Source organism: Klebsiella sp. RCJ4 (genome assembly GCF_009025755.1).
GTDB lineage: Bacteria > Pseudomonadota > Gammaproteobacteria > Enterobacterales > Enterobacteriaceae > Klebsiella > Klebsiella michiganensis.
The window spans coordinates 89,503-108,922 of sequence record NZ_WCIN01000046.1 but is presented as its reverse complement, the minus strand read 5'-3'; the positions used below and the strand labels follow the sequence as shown (position 1 = coordinate 108,922).

General features: G+C 59.4%; 18 protein-coding genes. 8 read left to right on the top strand and 10 right to left on the bottom strand.

Annotated elements, in window-relative coordinates; translation table 11 throughout:
• Positions 1–39: 39 nt before the first annotated feature.
• The 3 genes from uraH to F8562_RS26345 are packed head-to-tail and all read right to left on the bottom strand — an operon-like array spanning position 40 to position 2,223.
• Positions 40–366 carry a hydroxyisourate hydrolase gene (uraH, locus tag F8562_RS26355; RefSeq protein ID WP_014228759.1) on the bottom strand — a complete coding sequence of 109 codons (327 nt, stop codon included), beginning with the start codon at positions 364–366 and terminating at the stop codon, positions 40–42.
• A complete protein-coding gene (uraD, locus tag F8562_RS26350; RefSeq protein WP_014228758.1) occupies positions 363–863 on the bottom strand; it encodes a 2-oxo-4-hydroxy-4-carboxy-5-ureidoimidazoline decarboxylase in 501 nt (166 codons plus the stop codon). The genes uraH and uraD overlap by 4 nt, the downstream gene beginning before the upstream one ends.
• Positions 841–2,223: a nucleobase:cation symporter-2 family protein gene (locus F8562_RS26345; RefSeq protein ID WP_014228757.1), complete on the bottom strand. Its 1,383-nt coding sequence runs from the start codon at positions 2,221–2,223 to the stop codon at positions 841–843. Before F8562_RS26345 ends, uraD begins: the two co-directional genes overlap by 23 nt.
• A gap of 346 nt (positions 2,224–2,569) precedes the next feature.
• Between F8562_RS26345 and hpxO the strand changes: the two genes are divergently transcribed.
• Positions 2,570–3,724, top strand: coding sequence for an FAD-dependent urate hydroxylase HpxO (gene hpxO / locus F8562_RS26340; RefSeq protein WP_014228756.1), 1,155 nt, complete (start codon positions 2,570–2,572; stop codon positions 3,722–3,724).
• 268 nt (positions 3,725–3,992) lie between these two features.
• Here hpxO and hpxR read toward each other — a convergent pair whose 3' ends face one another.
• Positions 3,993–4,940, bottom strand: coding sequence for a LysR family hpxDE operon transcriptional regulator HpxR (hpxR, locus tag F8562_RS26335; protein WP_014228755.1), 948 nt, complete (start codon positions 4,938–4,940; stop codon positions 3,993–3,995).
• 125 nt (positions 4,941–5,065) lie between these two features.
• Between hpxR and hpxD the strand changes: the two genes are divergently transcribed.
• Together hpxD and F8562_RS26325 are read left to right on the top strand one after the other, a co-directional pair.
• Entirely contained in the window at positions 5,066–6,103 is a 1,038-nt protein-coding gene (gene hpxD / locus F8562_RS26330) for a molybdenum cofactor-independent xanthine hydroxylase subunit HpxD (RefSeq protein ID WP_094909511.1), read from the top strand.
• A 13-nt stretch (positions 6,104–6,116) separates the two neighbouring features.
• The gene (locus F8562_RS26325) at positions 6,117–7,085 is read left to right on the top strand and encodes a PDR/VanB family oxidoreductase (protein ID WP_014228753.1); all 969 of its coding nucleotides are present in this window, start codon (positions 6,117–6,119) and stop codon (positions 7,083–7,085) included.
• Positions 7,086–7,095: 10 nt separating this feature from the next.
• Here the strand turns inward: F8562_RS26325 and F8562_RS26320 are convergent, their stop codons facing one another.
• The 5 genes from F8562_RS26320 to leuO form a co-directional block, all read right to left on the bottom strand.
• Positions 7,096–8,124, bottom strand: coding sequence for an ABC transporter ATP-binding protein (locus F8562_RS26320; RefSeq protein ID WP_014228752.1), 1,029 nt, complete (start codon positions 8,122–8,124; stop codon positions 7,096–7,098).
• Complete coding sequence (locus tag F8562_RS26315; RefSeq protein ID WP_014228751.1) at positions 8,125–9,699, bottom strand: ABC transporter permease; 1,575 nt, start codon at positions 9,697–9,699, stop codon at positions 8,125–8,127.
• A 23-nt stretch (positions 9,700–9,722) separates the two neighbouring features.
• Positions 9,723–10,739 carry an iron ABC transporter substrate-binding protein gene (locus F8562_RS26310; RefSeq protein WP_014228750.1) on the bottom strand — a complete coding sequence of 339 codons (1,017 nt, stop codon included), beginning with the start codon at positions 10,737–10,739 and terminating at the stop codon, positions 9,723–9,725.
• A 261-nt stretch (positions 10,740–11,000) separates the two neighbouring features.
• Positions 11,001–11,480 (bottom strand): hypothetical protein, encoded by a 480-nt coding sequence (locus F8562_RS26305; protein WP_373271578.1) that lies wholly within the window; start codon positions 11,478–11,480, stop codon positions 11,001–11,003.
• Between the two features lie 511 nt (positions 11,481–11,991).
• On the bottom strand, positions 11,992–12,939 hold the full coding sequence (gene leuO / locus F8562_RS26295) for a transcriptional regulator LeuO (RefSeq protein WP_014228748.1): 948 nt from the start codon (positions 12,937–12,939) through the stop codon (positions 11,992–11,994).
• 908 nt (positions 12,940–13,847) lie between these two features.
• On the opposite strand from leuO, the gene F8562_RS26285 reads away from it, so the two are divergent.
• The 5 genes from F8562_RS26285 (at position 13,848) to F8562_RS26265 (ending at position 18,273) form a co-directional block, all read left to right on the top strand.
• On the top strand, positions 13,848–14,228 hold the full coding sequence (locus tag F8562_RS26285; RefSeq protein ID WP_014838035.1) for a hypothetical protein: 381 nt from the start codon (positions 13,848–13,850) through the stop codon (positions 14,226–14,228).
• Positions 14,229–14,273: 45 nt separating this feature from the next.
• On the top strand, positions 14,274–16,298 hold the full coding sequence (locus F8562_RS26280; protein WP_014838034.1) for a protein-disulfide reductase DsbD family protein: 2,025 nt from the start codon (positions 14,274–14,276) through the stop codon (positions 16,296–16,298).
• Between the two features lie 6 nt (positions 16,299–16,304).
• Positions 16,305–17,027: a DsbA family protein gene (locus F8562_RS26275; protein WP_014838033.1), complete on the top strand. Its 723-nt coding sequence runs from the start codon at positions 16,305–16,307 to the stop codon at positions 17,025–17,027.
• Positions 17,028–17,071: 44 nt separating this feature from the next.
• On the top strand, positions 17,072–17,830 hold the full coding sequence (gene dsbG / locus F8562_RS26270; RefSeq protein ID WP_014228744.1) for a thiol:disulfide interchange protein DsbG: 759 nt from the start codon (positions 17,072–17,074) through the stop codon (positions 17,828–17,830).
• Positions 17,831–17,937: 107 nt separating this feature from the next.
• Positions 17,938–18,273, top strand: a complete 336-nt coding sequence (locus F8562_RS26265; RefSeq protein ID WP_014228743.1) for a gamma-glutamylcyclotransferase family protein — start codon at positions 17,938–17,940, stop codon at positions 18,271–18,273.
• A gap of 43 nt (positions 18,274–18,316) precedes the next feature.
• Here F8562_RS26265 and F8562_RS26260 read toward each other — a convergent pair whose 3' ends face one another.
• Entirely contained in the window at positions 18,317–19,345 is a 1,029-nt protein-coding gene (locus F8562_RS26260) for an LLM class flavin-dependent oxidoreductase (protein WP_014228742.1), read from the bottom strand.
• Positions 19,346–19,420: the final 75 nt, after the last annotated feature.

The window sequence follows — 19,420 nt, the reverse complement described above, 5'->3', positions numbered from 1 at the left end:
ATAGCCCGGACAGGCGCGCAGCGCCGCCTCCGGGGAAATTTAGCTGCCGCGATAGGTAGACCAGCCGCCGGGGGAAATTAAAAACGGTAAATGATAGTGCTCGCCAGCCGCTTCGCGGATGACGAAATCAATCTGCGCGCTCAGGTAGAGCGTCTCGCGCCCGCTGGCGGCAAACCACTCGCCGATTTCCGCGCACAACCGGTAACGCCCCGGTGCCAGCGTCCCGGCGCCGAGTTCGCCAATGCGGCCGTTATCATCGGTGACGCCGCGGGCAACCAGCGCGCCTTCGCGCTCCAGCGCAATCTTTACGCCCTGCGCCGGTCGGCCGGTGGAAATATCCAGAATATGGGTGCTTAAGGTACTCATTCGCCAATCGCTCCTTCCAGTCTTAATAGGGTGATTTCGCGCAGCTGCGCTAACGCGTCTTCGACTTCTGCGCGCTCGCTGTTTTGCAGGCGACGCGACAGCGCCGCCAGGATTTCATCCCCGCTGCGCCCTTTCGCGCGAATCAAAAAGACCCGGCCAAACCGCGCTTCGTAGCGGGCGTTGCCCTCTTTCAGCGCCTGCGCCAGCGCAGCATCGCGGTCATCAACGCTTCCCTGTTCCTGACGCGAGAGCGCCGCGTGCGCCTGAGACCCGGCGGGCTTTTCGCCGATACGCGGATGGGCGCTTAGCGCCTCGGTCAGCTCCGCTTCGCCCCACGCCGCCATCAGCCGCCGGGCGGCGCTGAGTAAATCAGCGCGGCTGCGCCAGGGCCGGCCGGCGGCCAGCGCCGCCGCCCAGCCGGAGACGGCCACGCAGGGTTCCAGCACGGCGACGGCATGTTCGCCGCTCAGCTGATTAAAGTGATTCAGCGCGATCATCGGTGCTCCTTGTGGCCGCCGCCGCGGCCGGTTTCTCTTCCGGAATAATCAGATTCAGGACAATCGCCACCAGCCCGCCGCTGGTCGCCGCGGAACCGAACAGGTTACCCACGATCGGCGGGAAGTGGGTCAGAAACGCCGGAACCGCTTCAATGCCGAGACCAAAACCGAAGGCCAGGCCAACGATCAGCATATCGCGGCGGGTCAGCGGTTTCTGGGTGATAATGCGGATCCCCGCCGCCACAACGCAGCCAAACATCACCATCGTCGCGCCGCCCAGCACCGGCGCCGGGATCTGGCGCAGTATCTCGCCGAACGGCGGAAACAGGCCCAGCAGAATCAAAATCACCCCGATGTAGCGGCCAACGTAGCGGCTGGCGACGCCGGTCATCTGAATCACGCCGTTGTTTTGCGCAAAGGTGGTATTGGGGAACGCGCACAGCATCGCCGCCACCATGCAGCTTATGCCATCGGCAAGAATGCCGCCTTTCAGCCGCGAACGAAAGGCCTCGTCATCTATCGACTGCTGAGAGATCAGGCAATTGGCCGTCAGATCCCCCACCGCCTCAAGAATGCAGACCAGCGACACCAGCGCAATCGGCAGAAAAATCGCGCTGTTAAACTGAAAACCAAACGGGAACAGCTGCGGTAAGCGGAACCAGACATCGCCGACGCCTTTAAGCTGGAACGATCCGCTCAGCGCCGCCGCCGCGCAGCCGACGGCAATCCCCACCACCACCGAAGAGAGACGCAGCCAGCGGTTTTTCGCACAGCTCAGCAGGACGATGGTCCCCAGCGTGCCCGCGCCGAGGGCGATATTGCTCATGCTGGCAAACGCTTTAGCCTGCTCGCCGCCGCACCAGTTAATGACGCTGACTTTAATCAGGCTAATGCCGATCAGCGCAATCACGCTGCCGGTAATCACCGGAGTAAAAATGCGCTTCAGCGGTTCAATAAAGCGGCTGACGAGACAAGGCACCAGCGCGGCGACAACGTTGACGCCAAACAGCATGGCCATAATATCCTGCGGCGTGCCGCCCTGCCCTTTTACCCACATACCGCCGGCAATGGCGACGCCGAGGAACGCAAAGCTGGTCCCCTGCATACAGATCATGCCCGCGCCGATCCCCCACAGGCGGTTGGATTGCAGGAAGGTCCCGATGCCGGAAGCCAGCAGGGACATGCTGATCAAATAGGGCAGCCACTCCCCCAGCCCCAGCGCCGCGCCGATAATCAGCGGCGGCGTAATAATGCCTACCAGCCCGGCGAGTACGTGCTGTAAGGCGCTAAAAAAAGCCGGGAGCGGCGGGATCCGCTGCTCAAGGCCGTACAGTAAGCCGCCGTTTTTTTCATCTGACATGGTCGTTTCATCCCGTTGCGAATAAGCGTGCGGGAACGGGTGCACAAAACAGGCCAAACTCGCTCACATTTGCGCAACATTTAATTTTATTCCGTTTTTTCAAGCAGATAAACCATCAGTTTTGCCAGCCCCCTGGCGTCTGACCTCGGCGCGACAATGAAACATTAGATTCTCCATTGCAAATTTAGAAATTATTGATTCATAAAAAGGCAATAAAACCCGCTCTGCGCACCAGCGTTGTGCAACCGCACGGTCGCGGGGAGCCCGAATCGGCGAAATCAGCGCCTGCGCCAAAGTGGTACGCAAATTGCTCAAGCCAATAACGACGTATGTAAAGGAGAAGCAAATGAAAGCATTAGTTATCGGCGGCGGAATCGGCGGCCTGAGCGCGGCGGTGGCATTAAAAAATGCCGGTATCCACTGCGAAGTCTTTGAAGCGGTGAAAGAAATCAAGCCGGTGGGCGCGGCCATCTCCATCTGGCCTAACGGCGTTAAGTGCATGAAGCATTTAGGCATGGGGGATATTATCGAGAGTTACGGCGGCCCCATGTATTTTCTGGCTTACAAGGATTATCTGCGCGGGGAGACTCTGACGCAGTTCAGCCTCGCGCCGCTGGTGGCGCGCACCGGCGGCCGTCCCTGTCCGGTTTCCCGCGCCGAGCTGCAGCGCGAGATGCTCGACTTCTGGGGGCGCGACGCCGTGCAGTTTGGTAAACGCGTCACCCGCTGCGAAGAAAATGCCGACGGGGTTCGCGTCTGGTTTACCGACGGGTCGATGGCTGAAGGCGATTTTCTGATTGCCGCCGACGGTAGCCATTCGGCGCTGCGCCCGTACGTGCTCGGCTATACCCCTGAGCGCCGCTACGCGGGCTACGTTAACTGGAACGGTCTGGTGGAAATTGATGAGGCGATTGCGCCGGGCAACCAGTGGACCACCTTCGTTGGCGAGGGGAAACGGGTGTCGCTGATGCCGGTCTCCGATGGACGGTTTTACTTTTTCTTTGATGTTCCGCTCCCGGCGGGGCTGGCCGAGGATCGCAGCACCCTGCGCGCGGATCTCAGCCGCTACTTCAGCGGCTGGTCGCCGCAGGTGCAGAAGCTGATTGCCGCCCTCGACCCGCAGACCACTAACCGCATTGAAATCCATGATATCGAGCCGTTTGAACGGCTGGTTCGCGGCAAGGTGGCGCTGCTGGGCGATGCCGGGCACAGCACCACGCCGGATATCGGCCAGGGCGGCTGCGCGGCGCTGGAGGATGCGGTGGTGCTGGGGGATCTGTTCCGCCAGAGCCGCGATATCACCGAGGTATTGCGCCAGTACGAAGCGCAGCGCTGCGACCGGGTGCGCGACCTGGTGCTGAAGGCGCGTAAGCGCTGCGATGTGACCCACGGTAAAGATATGGCGCTGACGGAAGCCTGGTATCAGGAGCTGAAATCCGAAACCGGAGAGCGGATTATCAACGGTCTGTGCGAAACCATTCAGGGCGGCCCGCTGGGGTAAAGATGCTGGCATCAGCCCCCTTCCCGGCTCGCGGCGTAAACGCCTTCGCCGGGCTACCGGATCGCAGATGCGAGGGAACCCGTAGCCCCGGTCAGCTCGTAGCCCGGCTAAGCGCAGCGCGAGCCGGGAAGAAGCCACGCCGATGCATCACCCCGACACCGTCCCGGAGGCGGCGCTGCGCGCCTGTCCGGGCTACCGGATCGCAGACGCAGAGGAACCCGTAGCCCGGTCAGCGCAGCGCCACCGGGGAAACAGGCCGCAGAGTATTTCAGGCCGGGCATATTACGCAGACGGGGGGGGAAGCCGCTGTCCCGGCCTGCATCTCCTCCATCACGGCGGTCAGCTTCTGGATCGCCATCTGCGCCGGGCGGGAGAGCTGGCGCGATGGCGCGGTGCACAGGGCCAGGGTGAGCGGGCGCAGCAGCTTGTTGCGCAGCGGGACAAACGCCAGCTGCCCGAGCTTCACCTCTTCCAGCACGTCCAGACGGCTGAGAATAGTCACGCCGCCGCCTTTAAGCACCAGCGATTTAATCAGCCGGATATCGTTGCAGCTGATACTGTTCGCCGGGAAAAAATCATAATGGCGATAGAGCATCGCGACCCGATCGTGGACGATCAGCGGCGCGCCGGGAACAATATGCCGCTCCTCGCTGAGCTCGCCTAGCGACAGCATCGCAGCCTGCGCCTGGGGGTGATCCGGACGCATCACCGCGCCCATCTCCAGTTCAGCAAAGGCCAGTACGCTCAGTCCGGCCTGGCCTTCAGGATCCAGAATCAGGCCGAAATCAAGATCCGCCTGCCGCACCTTCTGGCTGACGGTATGGCTATCCGCGACCTGCAAATTCAGCTCGAGCCACTGCCAGCTGCCGATAATATCCGCCAGCGCGGCGGCAAAGCTCCCTTCCGCCAGCGCCTGCACCATGCCAAGGCTAACGGTGCCGCGCTTTAGCCCCTGCAGCTCATCAAACTTTTGCCGCGTCAGATGAAACTCCTTTTGCCAGCGCAGCAGATTGTCGTACAGCAGCTCTCCGGCGGTGGTCATGCGCAGCCCTTCCGGCAGGCGTTCGAACAGCGGCGTGCCGAAGGCCTCTTCCGCCTGCAAGATTTGCCGGTTGATGGCCGAGGCGGAAATATGCAGCTTTTCTGCCGCCCGCCGCAGGCTACCGCTGCGGGCGACTTCGGCAAAATAGAGGGCGAAACGTGAAAATGGGCTCATCGGTGACCTGTTCTCTTTTTTGCAACGGCTGGATGAATTCTTGCTGATGGATGTCAACACCCTAATATGACAACAATAAACTCACAACAATTAAACAAATGTTTTTGTGAGCAGGAAGAGAAGCCATGAACAGACCACAGCCCACCCCACCCGCCCATTGCACCTTTGAGCCTGAGGACTGGCTGCGCCTGGCGAAATGCTGGCACCCGGTCGCCCGCGCCTGCGATATCGGCCCCGCGCCGGTAAAAGCCACCCTGCTTGATGAGCAGCTGGTGATCTATCGTATTAAGGGCCAGGTGGTGGTCGCTCGCGACGTCTGCCCCCACCGCGGCGTGCCGCTGACGCTCGGCTTTCACGATGAAGAAGGGATCGTCTGCCCGTACCACGGCCTGCGCTTCGGCGAAGATGGCCGCTGTAACCGTATCCCGTCCAGCCCCGACCAGCCGGCACCGGCGAAGCTCAACCTCACCAGCTTTGCGGTTGAGGAGCGCTATGGCCTGATCTGGACCTGCCTGGCCTTCGACCCGGAGAACCCGATGCCGCTGCCGGTGATGCCGCACTGGCACGACGACGGCTTTCAGCAAATCAACTGCCCGGCCTTTGAGGTCAACGGCTTTGCGGGGCGCCAGGTAGAGGGCTTTCTGGATGTCGCCCATTTCGCCTGGATCCATACCGATACTTTCGCCGACCCGGATAACCAGGTGGTGCCGAACTATAACCCGCAGGAGACGTCGTTTGGTTTTATCGCCGATTACTGGAGTTCGGTCGGCAACTATCCCGCCAGCTCCGAGTTTCGCGCGCCGGAGGGCTTCCAGTGGCTGCGCCATTTCGAGATGCATCTGCCGTTTACCGCCACCCTGACGATTCATTTTCCCGGTGAGGCCAGGCTGGTGATCATGAACGCCGCCTCGCCGGTTTCCTCGCGGATAACCCGGATGTTCGCGCCCATCGCGCGTAATTTCGATCTGCACGTACCGGTAGAGGATGTTCACGCCTTTAACCTGCGCGTCTTTGAGGAAGATCGCCTGATGGTGGAGACCCAGCGCCCGGAGAGACTGCCGCTGGATTTAACGCTCGAAGCGCATATCCCCGCCGATCGCAGCTCCATCGCCTATCGCCGCGGACTGAAAAAAATGGGCTTCGGCGACTTTTTCCTCGTTTAAGTGGAGAGCCATCATGAGCGATGTAGTAGAGGTTACCGTTGACGGCCTCTGGCGCCAGGGCAGCCAGAACCTCGCCGTCAGGCTGGTGGCGCGGGACGGGCGACCGCTCCCCGCCTGGCAGCCCGGCGCGCATATTGACCTTCATCTGCCGTGCGGCATTATCCGCCAGTATTCGCTGACCGGCCCGGAGGACGCAGACGACGGCTACCTGATCTGCGTGGCGCTGGAGAAAGCGTCACGCGGCGGTTCGCGCTATATCCATCAGCAGCTGCGTCCCGGCCAGACGCTGTTGATTTCTCCCCCGCGCAATCTGTTTCCCTTACGGGCGGCGGAGCGGGTGACGCTGCTGGCCGCCGGTATCGGCATTACGCCGCTGTACGCGATGGCGCTAAGGCTGGAGGCGGAGGGCGTGCCGTTTACGCTGCACTATTACCTGAAAAATCGCGCCCAGGGGGCGTTTGTCCGCGAACTGCAGCGGCGATTCCGCGCCGAAAGCGTGGTGATTCACAGCTCTTGCGAAGGAGACAGCGCCCGGCAGCATTTAGCCGCCGCGCTGAACAAGACGCATACCGGATATCCGATTTATCTCTGCGGGCCAGAGGGATTTATGGCCGCCGCGCGCCGGGTCGCCATGGAACAAGGCTGGGCGGAAACGCTGATCCATAGCGAAGCCTTTCAGCCTGTCGCGATGCCCGCCGGCGCTGAGGAGGGAGAAACGTTTAGCGTGACGCTTGCGTCCTCGGGAGAGCGGTGGCCGGTGCCCCCGCATAAGACCATCGCCCAGGTGCTCCAGGAGAACGGCGTCGCCGTCCCCCTCTCCTGCGAGATGGGGATTTGCGGCGCCTGCCTGACGCCGGTTATCGAGGGGGTTGTCGACCACCGCGACACCGTGCAGTCGGAGGCGGAGAAATCCGCCGGCGCGCAGCAGATCGCCCTGTGCTGCTCCCGCAGCCGGTCGGCGAATCTGTGCATTGATTTATAGCCCGTCGGCGCTAGCGGGCAAAGACCCGCGCCTCGCCCACCACCTCAATGCGTACCGCCGCCCCCGGCCGCCATAACTGCCGGCTGACGGTTTTGACGATCAGCGGCTCGCCCTGGCCGGGCATCGCCAGGGTTAACGTTGACAGGTGGCCGCTAAAGTCCACATCGCGTACGGTGAGCGACTGTCCATCCGCCGGAGAGGGAGAGATAACCAGCTGCTCGGGGCGCAGCATGACCCTTCCCTGGCCGACGGCATGCGGATCATCGGTTGAAATTTCGCCAATCGCACAGCGCGCCCGCCCGCCGCGAAGCTCGGCGGGCAGCACCAGCGCATCGCCGAGAAATAGCGCGGTCTCTTCATCGACGGGACGGCTGTAGACCTCATACGGCGTGCCGACCTGGGCAAAACGTCCCTGGCGCATCACCGCGACCTGGCTGGCAAAGGAGAGCGCTTCATTCTGATCGTGAGTCACCAGAATCGACGCGACCCCGGCCTGCGCCAGTAAATCGGCGGTGGCTTTGCGCGTGGCCGCGCGCAGCCCGGTATCGAGAGCGGAAAAAGGCTCATCCAGCAGCATCAGCGCGGGCCGCTGCGCCAGCGCGCGCGCCAGGGCTACGCGCTGCTGCTGACCGCCGGAGATTTCGTGCGGCCAGTGGTTCGCCAGTTGACGGTCCAGCGACACCCTCTCCATCAGCGCCGCCACCTGCTGATATTTCTCCTGCCGGCTGCCGTCGAGGCCCCAGGCGATATTGTCCGCGACGTTCAGATGGGGGAACAGCGCGCCCTCCTGCGGCACGTAGCCCACCCCGCGCAGGTGGGCGGGAATAAATGTCCCCTGCGCAAACAGCGTGCGCCCCTGCATAACAATGCGTCCGCTATCCGGCGTTTCGAAACCCGCGAGGATCCGCAGCAGCGTGGTTTTACCGGAGCCGGAGGGGCCAACGATCGCCGTCCGGCTGCCTGCGGCCACCGTCAGATTCAGGTTTTCGAGCACCCGCGTACCGGCAAAAGATTTTGAGATTGAGGAGAGTTCAAGCATTTACAGGCCTGCGATTTTTTTCGACTGGATATAGAGAATGCCGGTCAGCGGCAGCGAAAGCAGAATCATCAGCATCGCGTAAGGCGCGGCGGCGACGTAATCAATTTCGCTGGTTAGCGCCCAGAAGCCGGTCGACAGCGTGCGGGTGCCGAGCGGAGAGAGCAGCAGCGTGGCGGTCAACTCATTGGTGATGCCGAGAAACACCAGCGCCGCCGCTGCCGCCGCGCCCGGCGCCGCCAGCCGCATGGTCACGCTCCACAGCGCCCGGCCGGGGCTGCGGCCCAAACTGCGGGCGACGTTTTCCAGCTCCACGGGGGCCTGCGCGATGCCGGCGCGCAGGTTGACCAGCGCCCGGGGCATAAACATCAGCAGCCAGGCGAGCAGCAGCGTGAACTCGGTCTGATAGATGGGGCGCGCGTAGTGAATGGTGACCGTCACCAGCGCCAGAGCCGTCACGATGCCGGGCAGAGAGCTGGTCATGTAGTTACACCCCTCCAGCAGTCGAATAAGGCGCTGCGGATAGCGAACGCCCAGCCAGGCAATGGGAATAGCGCAGGCGGTGGTGAGGAGAGCGCCCACCGCGCCGAGCAGCAGCGTTTGCCGCAGGGAGAGCCAGAGGTCGGCGTTTAACCAGTTCTCCACGCCGCCCAGCCATAGCCAGCGGCAGAGCACCATCAGCGGAACGCCCAGCGCCAGCATCACCAGCGTCAGCAGCGCGAGCTGGAGAGGGATCGCCGCCAGCCGGCCCAGCGGCTGCCGCTGCTGTTCGCGCGCGGCGCCCGAACCGATGCGGGCATAGCGCGCTTTCCCCCGCGACGCCCCTTCCAGCAGCAAAATAGCCAGACAGCAGAGCGCCAGCACCCCGGCCAGCATGTTCGCCGCCGGGCCGCTGAAGGTTGACTGGAACTGGTCATAGATGGCGGTGGTAAAGGTATCAAAACGCACCATCGCGAACAGGCCAAACTCCGCCAGCAGATGCAGCGCCACCAGCAGCGCGCCGCCGCATATCGCCAGCCTGAGCTGGGGCAAAACCACGCGGAAAAAGATCCGCCACGGCGGCGTACCTAATGAGGCGGCAACATCTTCCAGCGTCGGGTCCAGCCGCCGCAGAACGGCGGCAACCGGCATATAGATAAACGGGTAGTAGGCCAGCAGCGAAAGAAACACCCCGGCAGAGAGGCCGTGCATTGCCGGCACCGCGCTGACCCAGGCGTAGCTTTGCACAAAGGCCGGGATCGCCAGCGGCGCAACCGCCAGCACCGACCAGAGCCGCCGCCCCGCCAGCAGCGTGCGCTCCGTCAGCCAGGCCAGGCCAACGCCCAGCGCAATGCACAGGGGTACCGTCAGCGCGATAAGCCACAGGGTATTGCTCAACAGCTCAGCGACGCGCGGGCGAAAGACCAGCGCCTGGATTGTCTCCCAGCCGGTATCGACCCCTACGGCAATAACAAAACCCGGCGGCAAAAGCGCCAGCAGAGAAAACAGAACGGCTAACGCGATCATCGGAAAAGCAGGACGCCTGCGCTCGGGCAGGCGTTGGGCTTTTTTTCCGAGCGCGAAACTCAGAGAAGACATAGCGTGTTCACTTTAACGGACGATTACAGCAGGCCAGCCTGGGTCATCAAATCAACCACTTTTTTGCTGTTCAGCGAAGACGGCTCAACCTTCGGGGCCTCTAACGCTTTCAGCGGCGTAAGCTTCGGGTTGGACGCGGCGTTGACGCCAACGGCGTATTCAAAGGCGTTATTGGTGCGCAGTTCATCCTGTCCCTGCTTGCCGGTGATCCACTTGATAAAGGCCTGAGCCTGTTCCTGATGTTTGCTGGAGGCCAGCACGCCGCCGCCGGAAATGCTGACAAAGGCGCCCGGATCCTGGTTTTTAAAGTAGTGGAGACGGGTATTTTTGCTGTTCTCGCCGGTTTTCGCCTGATCGACAAAGCGGTAGTAATGATAGATAACGCCGCCATCAATCTGACCGGCATTCACCGCTTTCATCACCGTGCTGTTGCCCTTGTAGGCCACAAAATTGGTTTTCATCGCTTTAAGCCATGCCAGGGTTTCCTGCTCGCCTTTCAGCGCCAGCATGGCGCTGACGATGGCCTGAAAATCCGCGCCGGATGGCGAAGCGGCCCAGCGCCCTTTCCACTGCGGCTGCGCCAGATCCATCAGGGATGTCGGCAGCTGCGCTTCGCTGATTTTCGCCGGGTTATAGACGAATACGGTGCTGCGGGCGGCAATGCCTATCCAGCGACCGTGCTCAGGGCGGTACTGCGGGGCGACCTGCTGAAGGGTCTCGGCCGCCAGCGGCGCAAACAGCTTCGCGTTATCCACCAGCACCATCGCCGGGGAGTTTTCGGTCAGAAAGACATCCGCCGGGGATGCCGTCCCCTCCTGCACCAGCTGATTACCCAGCTCGCTGTCGCCGCCGTTACGCAGCGTCACTTTAATTCCCGTCTCTTTGGTAAAGCCGTCAACCCAGGACTTCACCAGATTTTCATGCTGCGCGTTGTAGACCACAATCCCGTCGCTGCTGGCCGCCGCCAGCGCCTGCGGGACAATAAACGCGGAAGAAGCCATCAATGCAGCGGAGCAATAAGACACCAGACGAAAACGCATAAACTAATCCTTAATAGAGGTGGGCGAAGAGTCACTGGCCGCCGGCCGGCAAGGATTAAATCACAGAGGAATGTGAATGATAATGCAAACAATTACCATCTAATGAAAAAAGTGAAATGTACTGAGCGCGGGCGGATAAGGGCGAGAAAAATGCTATAAAAAAATAACCGCCGCGGTGAAGATTAAAATAACCTTAAGATAGCTTCATTTTTTATTACGGTTCTTTCAAAGCCCCACAGCGGGCGGGTTTTCGCCACTGTATTAGCGAAAACTCCACTGTATGCTCACCACAAAGACGGCGGGAAGAATAATTCCGCTTTCAACGCCGAAATAATCGGTAAAGTTGTATTGGAAACCATGATAAATATAGGGAGAAAAGCCGATGCCGGTGGCGTCTTTAAAATCCTTATAAGAACCATGATCGCCGCAGTGCTCGAAGGCCGAGAAAAAAAACTCGCCAACGTAGCCATAAATTCCCTTAAACACCCAGCCGTTGCCCAACGAGACCCAGTCGCGGCGAACCCCCAGCGCAATGCAGCGATCGTCAAAGCTGTTTTTCATCGTTCCGGCCAGCAGGCTGTACGGCGAATCTTCGGAGAACCTGCGCTCAACGGAGGCAAACTGGTTGTCAAAACCTTCGGTGTACTGGCCATGGTTGTTCGACAGATGGTAAATCCAGGAGCCGGTATTAACCGAATACAGGTTAATTTCATCCGCCTGTAGGGCCGCCGATGACATCATCAGGGCGGCGACGGCCACCGCAGGCTTCATCATTTTTCTGCGCATCAACATCATCCCCTGGTTCAGGCGTCGGCCCGGCTGGATAATAAGAGTATATACCCGTCGTCTTTCAAGTTGCTTTTTTGTTGGCTACGTTCGTTCACCCCAGTCACTTACTTGAGTAAATTCCTGGGGATTAATGAGAGGCTCCTGCCTCTCACCGGCGGCCAGCCTTCGGCTGGTCAAATTCGTTCCCGACGAATTTGTCTCTCTTTTGCCGCCTCAAAGCAACTCGAAATCCATTGGGTACAGAAACCGCCGGTTGGCTCTGCCGGAGAAATGCGCGATTTTAGGTAAATAGATTTTTTAATGAAATTCTGGCGGGTTAAATTTATTAATACAGCGTATTTTATCCGGTCATCAGTGCCTGATGAACAAGAATAAAGCGGGGATCTTAATTAATGTTCAGGGTGAGAGTTGAGCGTGAATAATAAAATACCTGGCGTCTTACCAGGCATTTCTTCAGGTCTATTTAGCGCTGGCAAATCTTTATTAGCAGCTCCGCCATCCAGCGATGGCTTCTCTCCTGGCCCGCCGTTTCATGCCACGAAAGATAGCAGGTACGGCTGTCCATTTCTAAAGGCAGCGGCAGCAGCTGTAGCGCAAACTGCTCTTCAAACTCTTTCGCCAGCCATTCCGGCGCGATAGCCACCATATTGGTTTGCGACACCACGCTCAACACGCTGACCATCGCGTTACCGTGAAAAGCGACGCAGGCCTGCTGCTCTTCAGAGCTATACCAGGGATAGCTGAAGGAGGCGTAGCGATCCAGCGCGACGGTAGCATGCTGCTCGCGATAAATATCCTCCTCGCTCAGCGGCGATGCGATACGCGGATGGTTGCGCCTGGCCACCAGCACCATTCGGTCATGGAACAGCGGGATGCTGGTAAATTCCGGATGATTGAATTTGTTGTAATCGAGTACAAATTCCACCTCCTGATAGCGCAGCTGATTTGTCACCTGCTGACTTAGCGAAGATTTAAAGGAAAGAGTGACCCTGGGAGCAATCTCGCTGATTTTGTTAAAAATAAGCGGAGTCAGGTAGTTATCCAGCGGGCTACAGACGCAAAGGTTGTAATTACGTTCGCAGTCCAGCGGGTCGAAAAGCGTATCCGGCAGCTCATTTTGCACCAGCGACAGCGCGCGACGAACGGAGCTAAACAGCTGAAAGGCGCGCTCCGTCGGTTTTATCCCGCGGCCGTTGCGGACGAACAGTTCATCCTTAAACAGCACCTTCAGGCGAGAGACCGCGCTGCTGACCGCCGGCTGCGACATGCCCAGCGTGTGCGCCGCTTTGGTTAAGCTTTGCTCCTGCATAACGGTATCAAAAATGGTTAACAGGTTAAGATCGACTTTCCGCAAGACGGGCTGCCGGACTTTCGGTTCAGAGGTTGCTTTAGATGTTGTATTTTCACTCATGTAGGGAACTCCACCAGCACATTAATCAGCGATTCTGCTTCGTAACACTGAGACCTTTCGCCAAAGGAAAAAAATGGGCAGATAAATCACCATCGGCCCCAGCAGCCATGTGTTATCGGTTTCCAGCAGCACGCTCAAATGTATGAAACTTATTATCAAAATGGTAAACAGTAAAAGAATATGAAACGTATTATGTTTTCTGGAGAAAACGGCATAGCGGTAAAGCATTCTTTTTTCCTTCGTTCACTCCTTGAACAAGGGAGAATACCATATAAAAAGTGATGAAATTTCTGAAAAATACGCGACTAAATCCTAATAAGTAGATTCACATTAAAATTATTCAGATTTGCTTAGGTAAATCTTAAACACTCCAAATTCAGATATTCCTTTGCCAGGGCAGTCGCGATAAAACCAGGCAATCACATTCCGTTGCGAGTAATAGCGAGAGAAGAGAAATTATTTCACAGGCAATAATAACGGCTATGTAGCAATAGCAGGAAAGAGATCTAAAAGGAGTGATTAAAGATGTTCAGAGGCGTATTCAACAGAAGCGAGAGGCTTTATTACCGATACCGTGCGGATTCGCTAAGCAAGTGTTGGGCCGCCATCGAGGCCTCGAACCCCGTTCCCTACAACGTACGTCGTTCGCTCTTCCAGATGAGCTAATGGCGGTCAGGCGCTAAGCAGTCACGTCCGGCAGCGGCGTGCCGGTACCGCTTAGCGACGCGAATAGTAGCCGGATGCATCAACGCTGTAAATAATATAAATGTACTAAATACCTGAACGCCCGCCTTTCCGCCGCATACGCCGGCAACGTTATCCATTCAGACAAAACCTTACACGCCAGCCTCTTGTACATTGATAAGGATTGTTTATGATCCTCGGGTTCTGTCTTGTCCTGGTACCCTATGCACAATCGTCGGCTTCCTGGTAAATGGTTTTTGATACTGACCTGCGTGGTCATGGCATTCTGCCTTGTTCAGCGGGCGGCCTATCTGCACCATTTTTTGGCCGATGTCGGCGCCCGCACGCAGGCGATACCCTTCAGCGCGCAGGCCCAGCAGCCGTCTTCTGAGGAGGCTGAGCCAGGCCCCTCGCCCTGTCAGCTGAGCGCTAAATCCCTGCTCTGCGCGCAGCCGCTATTCTTTGATGGCGCTTTACCTGCCGTCATACTCTTCCTCGCCCTGCTTCAGCTGCTCACCGCTGGGCGTCCGGTGGCTTTCCGGGACGATCCCGTCCGGCCGCCCACGCTGCGAATACACCTTAAAAACTGCGTTTTCCGTGAATGAAAAATCGTTCTTAGACGATTAATTTTTAAATTCACGGAGAAAAAAATGCTGAATATCTTCAGGGGCTTCGTCTTCCTGTTGCTGGCCTGCGCGGGCGTTGCCCACGGGGCGGACACCGGATGGCTGACATCCCCGCAAAACGATCATGCCCGGATCCGCTTCCAGGCGGAAAAAGGAAACGATCGGATCGACGGACTGCTCTCTATTGAGCTGGCTTCCGGCTGGAAAACCTACTGGCGCTCGCCGGGCGAAGGCGGCGTCGCCCCGCAAATCATCTGGAACAACGGGGAACAGGCGCGGTGGTACTGGCCTGCCCCGTCAAGATTCAAGATTTCCGGCCTGACGACCCAGGGCTACCATGACCGGGTCGCGATCCCGATGACGATCGCCGCCGCCCCCGGCGACGTGCTGGAAGGCACGCTTACGCTATCGACCTGCAGCAACGTCTGTCTGCTGACCGACTACCGTCTGCGTCTCGATTTCAATCAGCCCGCGGACGGCGATTTCCGGCACGCCTTTGCCCGGGCCATGCGCACTGTCCCGGCAGATACCGGCGTAACCAACGATCTCGCCGCGCATCGGGTCGGGAGCCAGCTGGTCATCACCGCCACCACGACCGGCGAATGGAAAAACCCCGGGATCTATTTTGACCCTATGGACGGGGGAATTGTGGCCGGCGATCCGGACATTCGCGCCGAGGGCAGCCACCTCAAGGTGACGGTACCGGTCACCGACGAATGGGGAGAAATACCCGCCACGCTGGCAGGAAAAGCGCTGTCGTTGGTGCTGACAAATGGTGAAAAAGCGCAGCAGATAAACCTTACGACTGGCGCGGATATCGCCCCGGCGGCAACGGTTAGTCTCGGGAAAATAGTGCTTTTCGCGCTGCTCGGCGGCTTAATCCTTAACCTGATGCCGTGCGTATTGCCGGTGATGGGCATGAAGCTCAGCGCGGTGCTGCAGGCCGGTTCAGACCGGGGCATGGTCAGGCTGCGTTTTCTGGCCACCAGCGCGGGTATTCTGACCTCGTTTGCTCTGCTGGCGCTGATGGTGACGATACTGAAGCTCACCGGCGCATCGCTGGGCTGGGGGATCCAGTTTCAGAATCCCTGGTTTATCGGCTTAATGGTTGCCGTCACCTTTCTCTTCTCGCTAAACCTTTTCGGGGTAGTCGAGATGCTGCTTCCCTCGGCAGCCGTGAGCCGGATGGCGACCGCCGGCGGCGCCGGGATGGCGGGCAGCTTCTGCGAGGGCGTTTTTGCCACCCTGCTGGCAACGCCCTGCTCGGCCCCCTTCCTGGGCACGGCCGTCGCTTTCGCGCTTGCCGCTCCGCTTCAGGAGCTGTGGCTGATTTTTCTGGTGCTCGGGCTGGGGATGGCTGCGCCGTGGCTGTTCGTCGCCCTGTTCCCGCAAACCGCCGCCCTGCTCCCCCGCCCCGGCCGCTGGATGAACACCCTGAAAATGGCGCTTGGCGTCATGATGCTGGCCTCCAGCCTCTGGCTGACGACGCTGCTCGGCCTGCACCTGGGCGAAACGGCGGGCGGCATGCTGACGCTGGCCCTCACCGTGGCGGCCCCGATCGCCTTGTTAGCCGCCCGTCCGCGAGCGACGCCAGCCTTCTGGCTGGTGATTATCGCGCTGGCGGCGTTTGCCGGCTTTCAGGTTCGCGGCCTGCTCGCCGAGGGTGCTATCGTCTCGTCGCCGGAGGCTAACGCTCAGCAAATTCGCTGGCAGCCTCTCAGCGAGGCGGCCATCCAGAGCGCGCTGGCGGATGGCAAACGGGTGTTTATCGATATCTCAGCCGACTGGTGCGTCACGTGCAAAGTCAATGAACACCGGGTGTTAAATCAGCCCGCCATCATCAGCGCGTTGGCTGAGCCGGATGTCGTCGCGCTGCGCGGCGACTGGAGCAAGCCCTCTGAGCCGATCGCCCGTTTCCTGCAAAGCCGAAACCGTTACGCCATTCCCTTCAATCAGGTCTACGGTTCAGGCGTGCCGCAAGGAGAAACGCTCCCGCCGCTGCTCGATCAACAAAGCGTCCTGAACGCGCTCACCCATGCCAGAGGTTAATTAACGATGAAAAATACGCTGCTCACTTTTCTTCTTCTCTCGGCGTCGTTGACGGCGTCAGCCTCGTCGCCGCTCACGCCGGCGCAGGAGGCCCGCGTGCAGGCACTGGTCCAGGAGACGCTGCTCAGCCATCCTGAAATTTTGGTCGCCGCGGCCGATAAGCTCGATCGGCAGAATGCCCGGGCGGAACAGGAATCGCTCAAGCAGGTGCTGTCGCAGTACGGCGATTTTCTCTTTCACGACCCCCACTCACCGCGAATCGGCGCGCAAAAGCCGAAGCTGACGCTGGTGGTCTTTACGGATCATAACTGTCCGTATTGTAAAAAGTTTGACCCCTATCTGGAGAAGATTGTGGAAAAATACCCGGATGTTGCGGTGATTTTTAAGTTACTGCCCTGGCGCTCCGAAAGCTCAATGACCGCGGCCAGGGATGCGCTCACCCTGTGGCGCACGCATCCTGAACAGTTCGCCAAATTTAATGCGATCCTGATGGCAAAAAAGGGGTATCACGACGGCGCCAGCCTTGAGCAGGCGAAAAAAAAGGCGGGCGTCATCGTGGCTAAGCCGGATGCGCAAAGCCTGGAGACGATTCAGAAAAGCTTCTCTGTCGCCGAAAAGCTCGGCATTCAGGGAACGCCGGCCACGCTAATTGGCGATGAGATGCTGTCGGGCTGGATCCCCTGGGAGCAATTTGATGCCACAATCGGCGATGCGCTGAAAAAACAGTAACCCACGTCAGGGGGAGCGTTCCCCCTGCATTGAGAGGCGATATGATGAAATATATTTTCCTGCTGGCGGCCTGGATGATACCGGGCCTGGCGCTTGCGGAGGGGGCGATTCCCCAGATAGTTAAAAACTTTGGTGAACAGCAAGGGATCAAAATTATCAAGGAGATAGATTCCCCCGGCGGCGTAAAAGGCTGGGTCGGTCAGTATCAGGATATGGGGGTGACCCTGTTTTTAACCCCGGACGGAAAGCACGTCATTTCCGGGTATCTTTATGATGATAAAGGGCAAAACCTCAGCGAGGGGTATTTTAAAGAAGCGATCTATACCCCATTAGGCCGCGAAATGTGGAAGAAGCTGAACGATGCCGGGCCGCTCAAGGAGGGCGCGGATTCGGCGGCCCGAAAAGTCATCGTCTTCGCCGATCCGTTCTGCCCTTACTGCAAGACGTTCTGGTCGGCGGCGCAGCCGTGGGTAAAAGCCGGTAAGGTCCAGTTGAATACCCTGCTGGTTGCCTTTCTCAACCCGAAAAGCGGCCGATACGCCACGGCAATCCTGAATGCCAAAGATCCGGTAGCCGCCTGGCAAGAGTATGAGCTCTCCGGCGGCAAAAAAGTGCCGCGCTTTGACGGCGTGACGCCGCGCGAAACCTTTAATCTTCTTCAGCATAACCAAAAGCTGATGGATGATTTGGGCGCCAGCGCGACGCCGGCCATCTATTACATGAACGAACAGAACGAACTCCAGCAGGTGGTCGGCATGCCCGACAAGAAACAGCTGCTGGAGATGTTCGGACCTGAGCCCTGATGAAGAGCGGGCGTCCCGCGGGGCGCCTTGCCAACCCCGGCCAGAGCTCGTATTTTAAGACCTGCTCTGCCCGTCCGGGCCTTCAACGCTTGAGTGATTGAGGAATAATGGAACGTTTATTTGTCTACGGCACGCTGCGTCCGGGCCACTCCAATGCCCATATTATGGACAACATTGGCGGCGAGTGGCTGCCCGGCTATGTACAGGGTCTGTTTTATGAACGCGGCTGGGGAGCGGCGGCGGATTTTCCGGGGATCGTGCTCGACAACAACGGGCCTCGGGTCGACGGCTATCTGTTCCTGTCCGCGAATCTTAGCGCCCACTGGCCAATGCTGGATGCGTTTGAAGAGGGCTACGACCGCGTTGCCGTTGACGTTACCATGGAAGACGGCCAGCGCGTGACCGCCTGGATCTATCAGCTACAGCCAAAGGTCGCAGCGTAAAACCCTTTCGCCCCGCGCCTGCGGGGCGTCGCTCAGCGCGGGTTTATGCGTCGCGCCAGCCCATTGCCGGCGCAACGTGCTTCAGTATGGACTCAATCACGTGGGCGTTATACTCCACGCCCAGCTGGTTCGGCACCGTCAGCAACAGCGTATCCGCTTCGGCAATCGCCTCGTCCTGCTTCAGCTGTTCGACCAGCTTATCCGGCTCTGCGGCGTAGCTGCGGCCAAAAATGGCGCGGGTCTTCTCGTCGAGGAAACCTATCGAATCGCTCTCGTCACGGCCTGAACCGAAATACATCCGGTCGCGATCGTTCATCAGAGCGAAAATGCTGCGGCTGACCGAAACCCGCGGCGTGCGCGTATGGCCCGCTTCTGCCCAGGCCTCGCGATAGGCGCGGATCTGCTTCGCCTGCTGGATATGGAACGGCTCGCCGGTTTCATCGTCTTTCAGCGTCGAACTTTGCAGGTTCATCCCCAGCGTTGCCGCCCATCTTGCCGTCGCATTCGAACCGGCGCCCCACCAGATTCGCTCGCGCAGCCCTTCAGAATATGGCTCAAGCCGCAGCAGTCCCGGCGGATTGGGGAACATGGGCTGCGGGTTAGGTTTCGCAAACCCCTCTCCGCGCAGCGCGTCCAGCAGCACTTCGGTGTGGCGGCGCGCCATGTCGGACTCGTTTTCGCCCTCGCCGGGAACATAACCAAAATAGCGCCAGCCATCGATCACCTGCTCCGGCGAGCCGCGGCTGATACCCAGCTGTAAACGGCCGCCGGAGATTAAATCCGCCGCGCCCGCATCCTCGGCCATATACAGCGGGTTTTCATAACGCATATCGATAACGCCGGTGCCGATTTCAATACGTTTGGTTTTCGCCCCGACCGCTGCCAGCAGGGGAAACGGCGAGCTAAGCTGGCGGGCGAAATGATGCACCCTGAAATAGGCGCCATCCGCGCCCAGCTCTTCGGCGGCAACGGCGAGATCGATGGATTGCAGCAGCGCATCAGCGGCCGAACGCGTCCCGGACTGCGGCGACGGCGTCCAGTGACCAAATGACAAAAAGCCAATCTTTTTCATGACGTGGGTGTCCTGGGTTGCAGGGAGGTCGTTGGCAGGTGGCGCATAATGAAAAACGTGTCTGCCGCGTTATGC

Coding starts and splice junctions, on each gene's coding strand:
- uraH (WP_014228759.1), bottom strand. CDS start 366: ATGAGTACCTTAAGCACCCATATTCTGGATATTTCCACCGGCCGACCG.
- uraD (WP_014228758.1), bottom strand. CDS start 863: ATGATCGCGCTGAATCACTTTAATCAGCTGAGCGGCGAACATGCCGTC.
- F8562_RS26345 (WP_014228757.1), bottom strand. CDS start 2,223: ATGTCAGATGAAAAAAACGGCGGCTTACTGTACGGCCTTGAGCAGCGG.
- hpxO (WP_014228756.1), top strand. CDS start 2,570: ATGAAAGCATTAGTTATCGGCGGCGGAATCGGCGGCCTGAGCGCGGCG.
- hpxR (WP_014228755.1), bottom strand. CDS start 4,940: ATGAGCCCATTTTCACGTTTCGCCCTCTATTTTGCCGAAGTCGCCCGC.
- hpxD (WP_094909511.1), top strand. CDS start 5,066: ATGAACAGACCACAGCCCACCCCACCCGCCCATTGCACCTTTGAGCCT.
- F8562_RS26325 (WP_014228753.1), top strand. CDS start 6,117: ATGAGCGATGTAGTAGAGGTTACCGTTGACGGCCTCTGGCGCCAGGGC.
- F8562_RS26320 (WP_014228752.1), bottom strand. CDS start 8,124: ATGCTTGAACTCTCCTCAATCTCAAAATCTTTTGCCGGTACGCGGGTG.
- F8562_RS26315 (WP_014228751.1), bottom strand. CDS start 9,699: ATGTCTTCTCTGAGTTTCGCGCTCGGAAAAAAAGCCCAACGCCTGCCC.
- F8562_RS26310 (WP_014228750.1), bottom strand. CDS start 10,739: ATGCGTTTTCGTCTGGTGTCTTATTGCTCCGCTGCATTGATGGCTTCT.
- F8562_RS26305 (WP_373271578.1), bottom strand. CDS start 11,480: ATGATGTCATCGGCGGCCCTACAGGCGGATGAAATTAACCTGTATTCG.
- leuO (WP_014228748.1), bottom strand. CDS start 12,939: ATGAGTGAAAATACAACATCTAAAGCAACCTCTGAACCGAAAGTCCGG.
- F8562_RS26285 (WP_014838035.1), top strand. CDS start 13,848: ATGCACAATCGTCGGCTTCCTGGTAAATGGTTTTTGATACTGACCTGC.
- F8562_RS26280 (WP_014838034.1), top strand. CDS start 14,274: ATGCTGAATATCTTCAGGGGCTTCGTCTTCCTGTTGCTGGCCTGCGCG.
- F8562_RS26275 (WP_014838033.1), top strand. CDS start 16,305: ATGAAAAATACGCTGCTCACTTTTCTTCTTCTCTCGGCGTCGTTGACG.
- dsbG (WP_014228744.1), top strand. CDS start 17,072: ATGAAATATATTTTCCTGCTGGCGGCCTGGATGATACCGGGCCTGGCG.
- F8562_RS26265 (WP_014228743.1), top strand. CDS start 17,938: ATGGAACGTTTATTTGTCTACGGCACGCTGCGTCCGGGCCACTCCAAT.
- F8562_RS26260 (WP_014228742.1), bottom strand. CDS start 19,345: ATGAAAAAGATTGGCTTTTTGTCATTTGGTCACTGGACGCCGTCGCCG.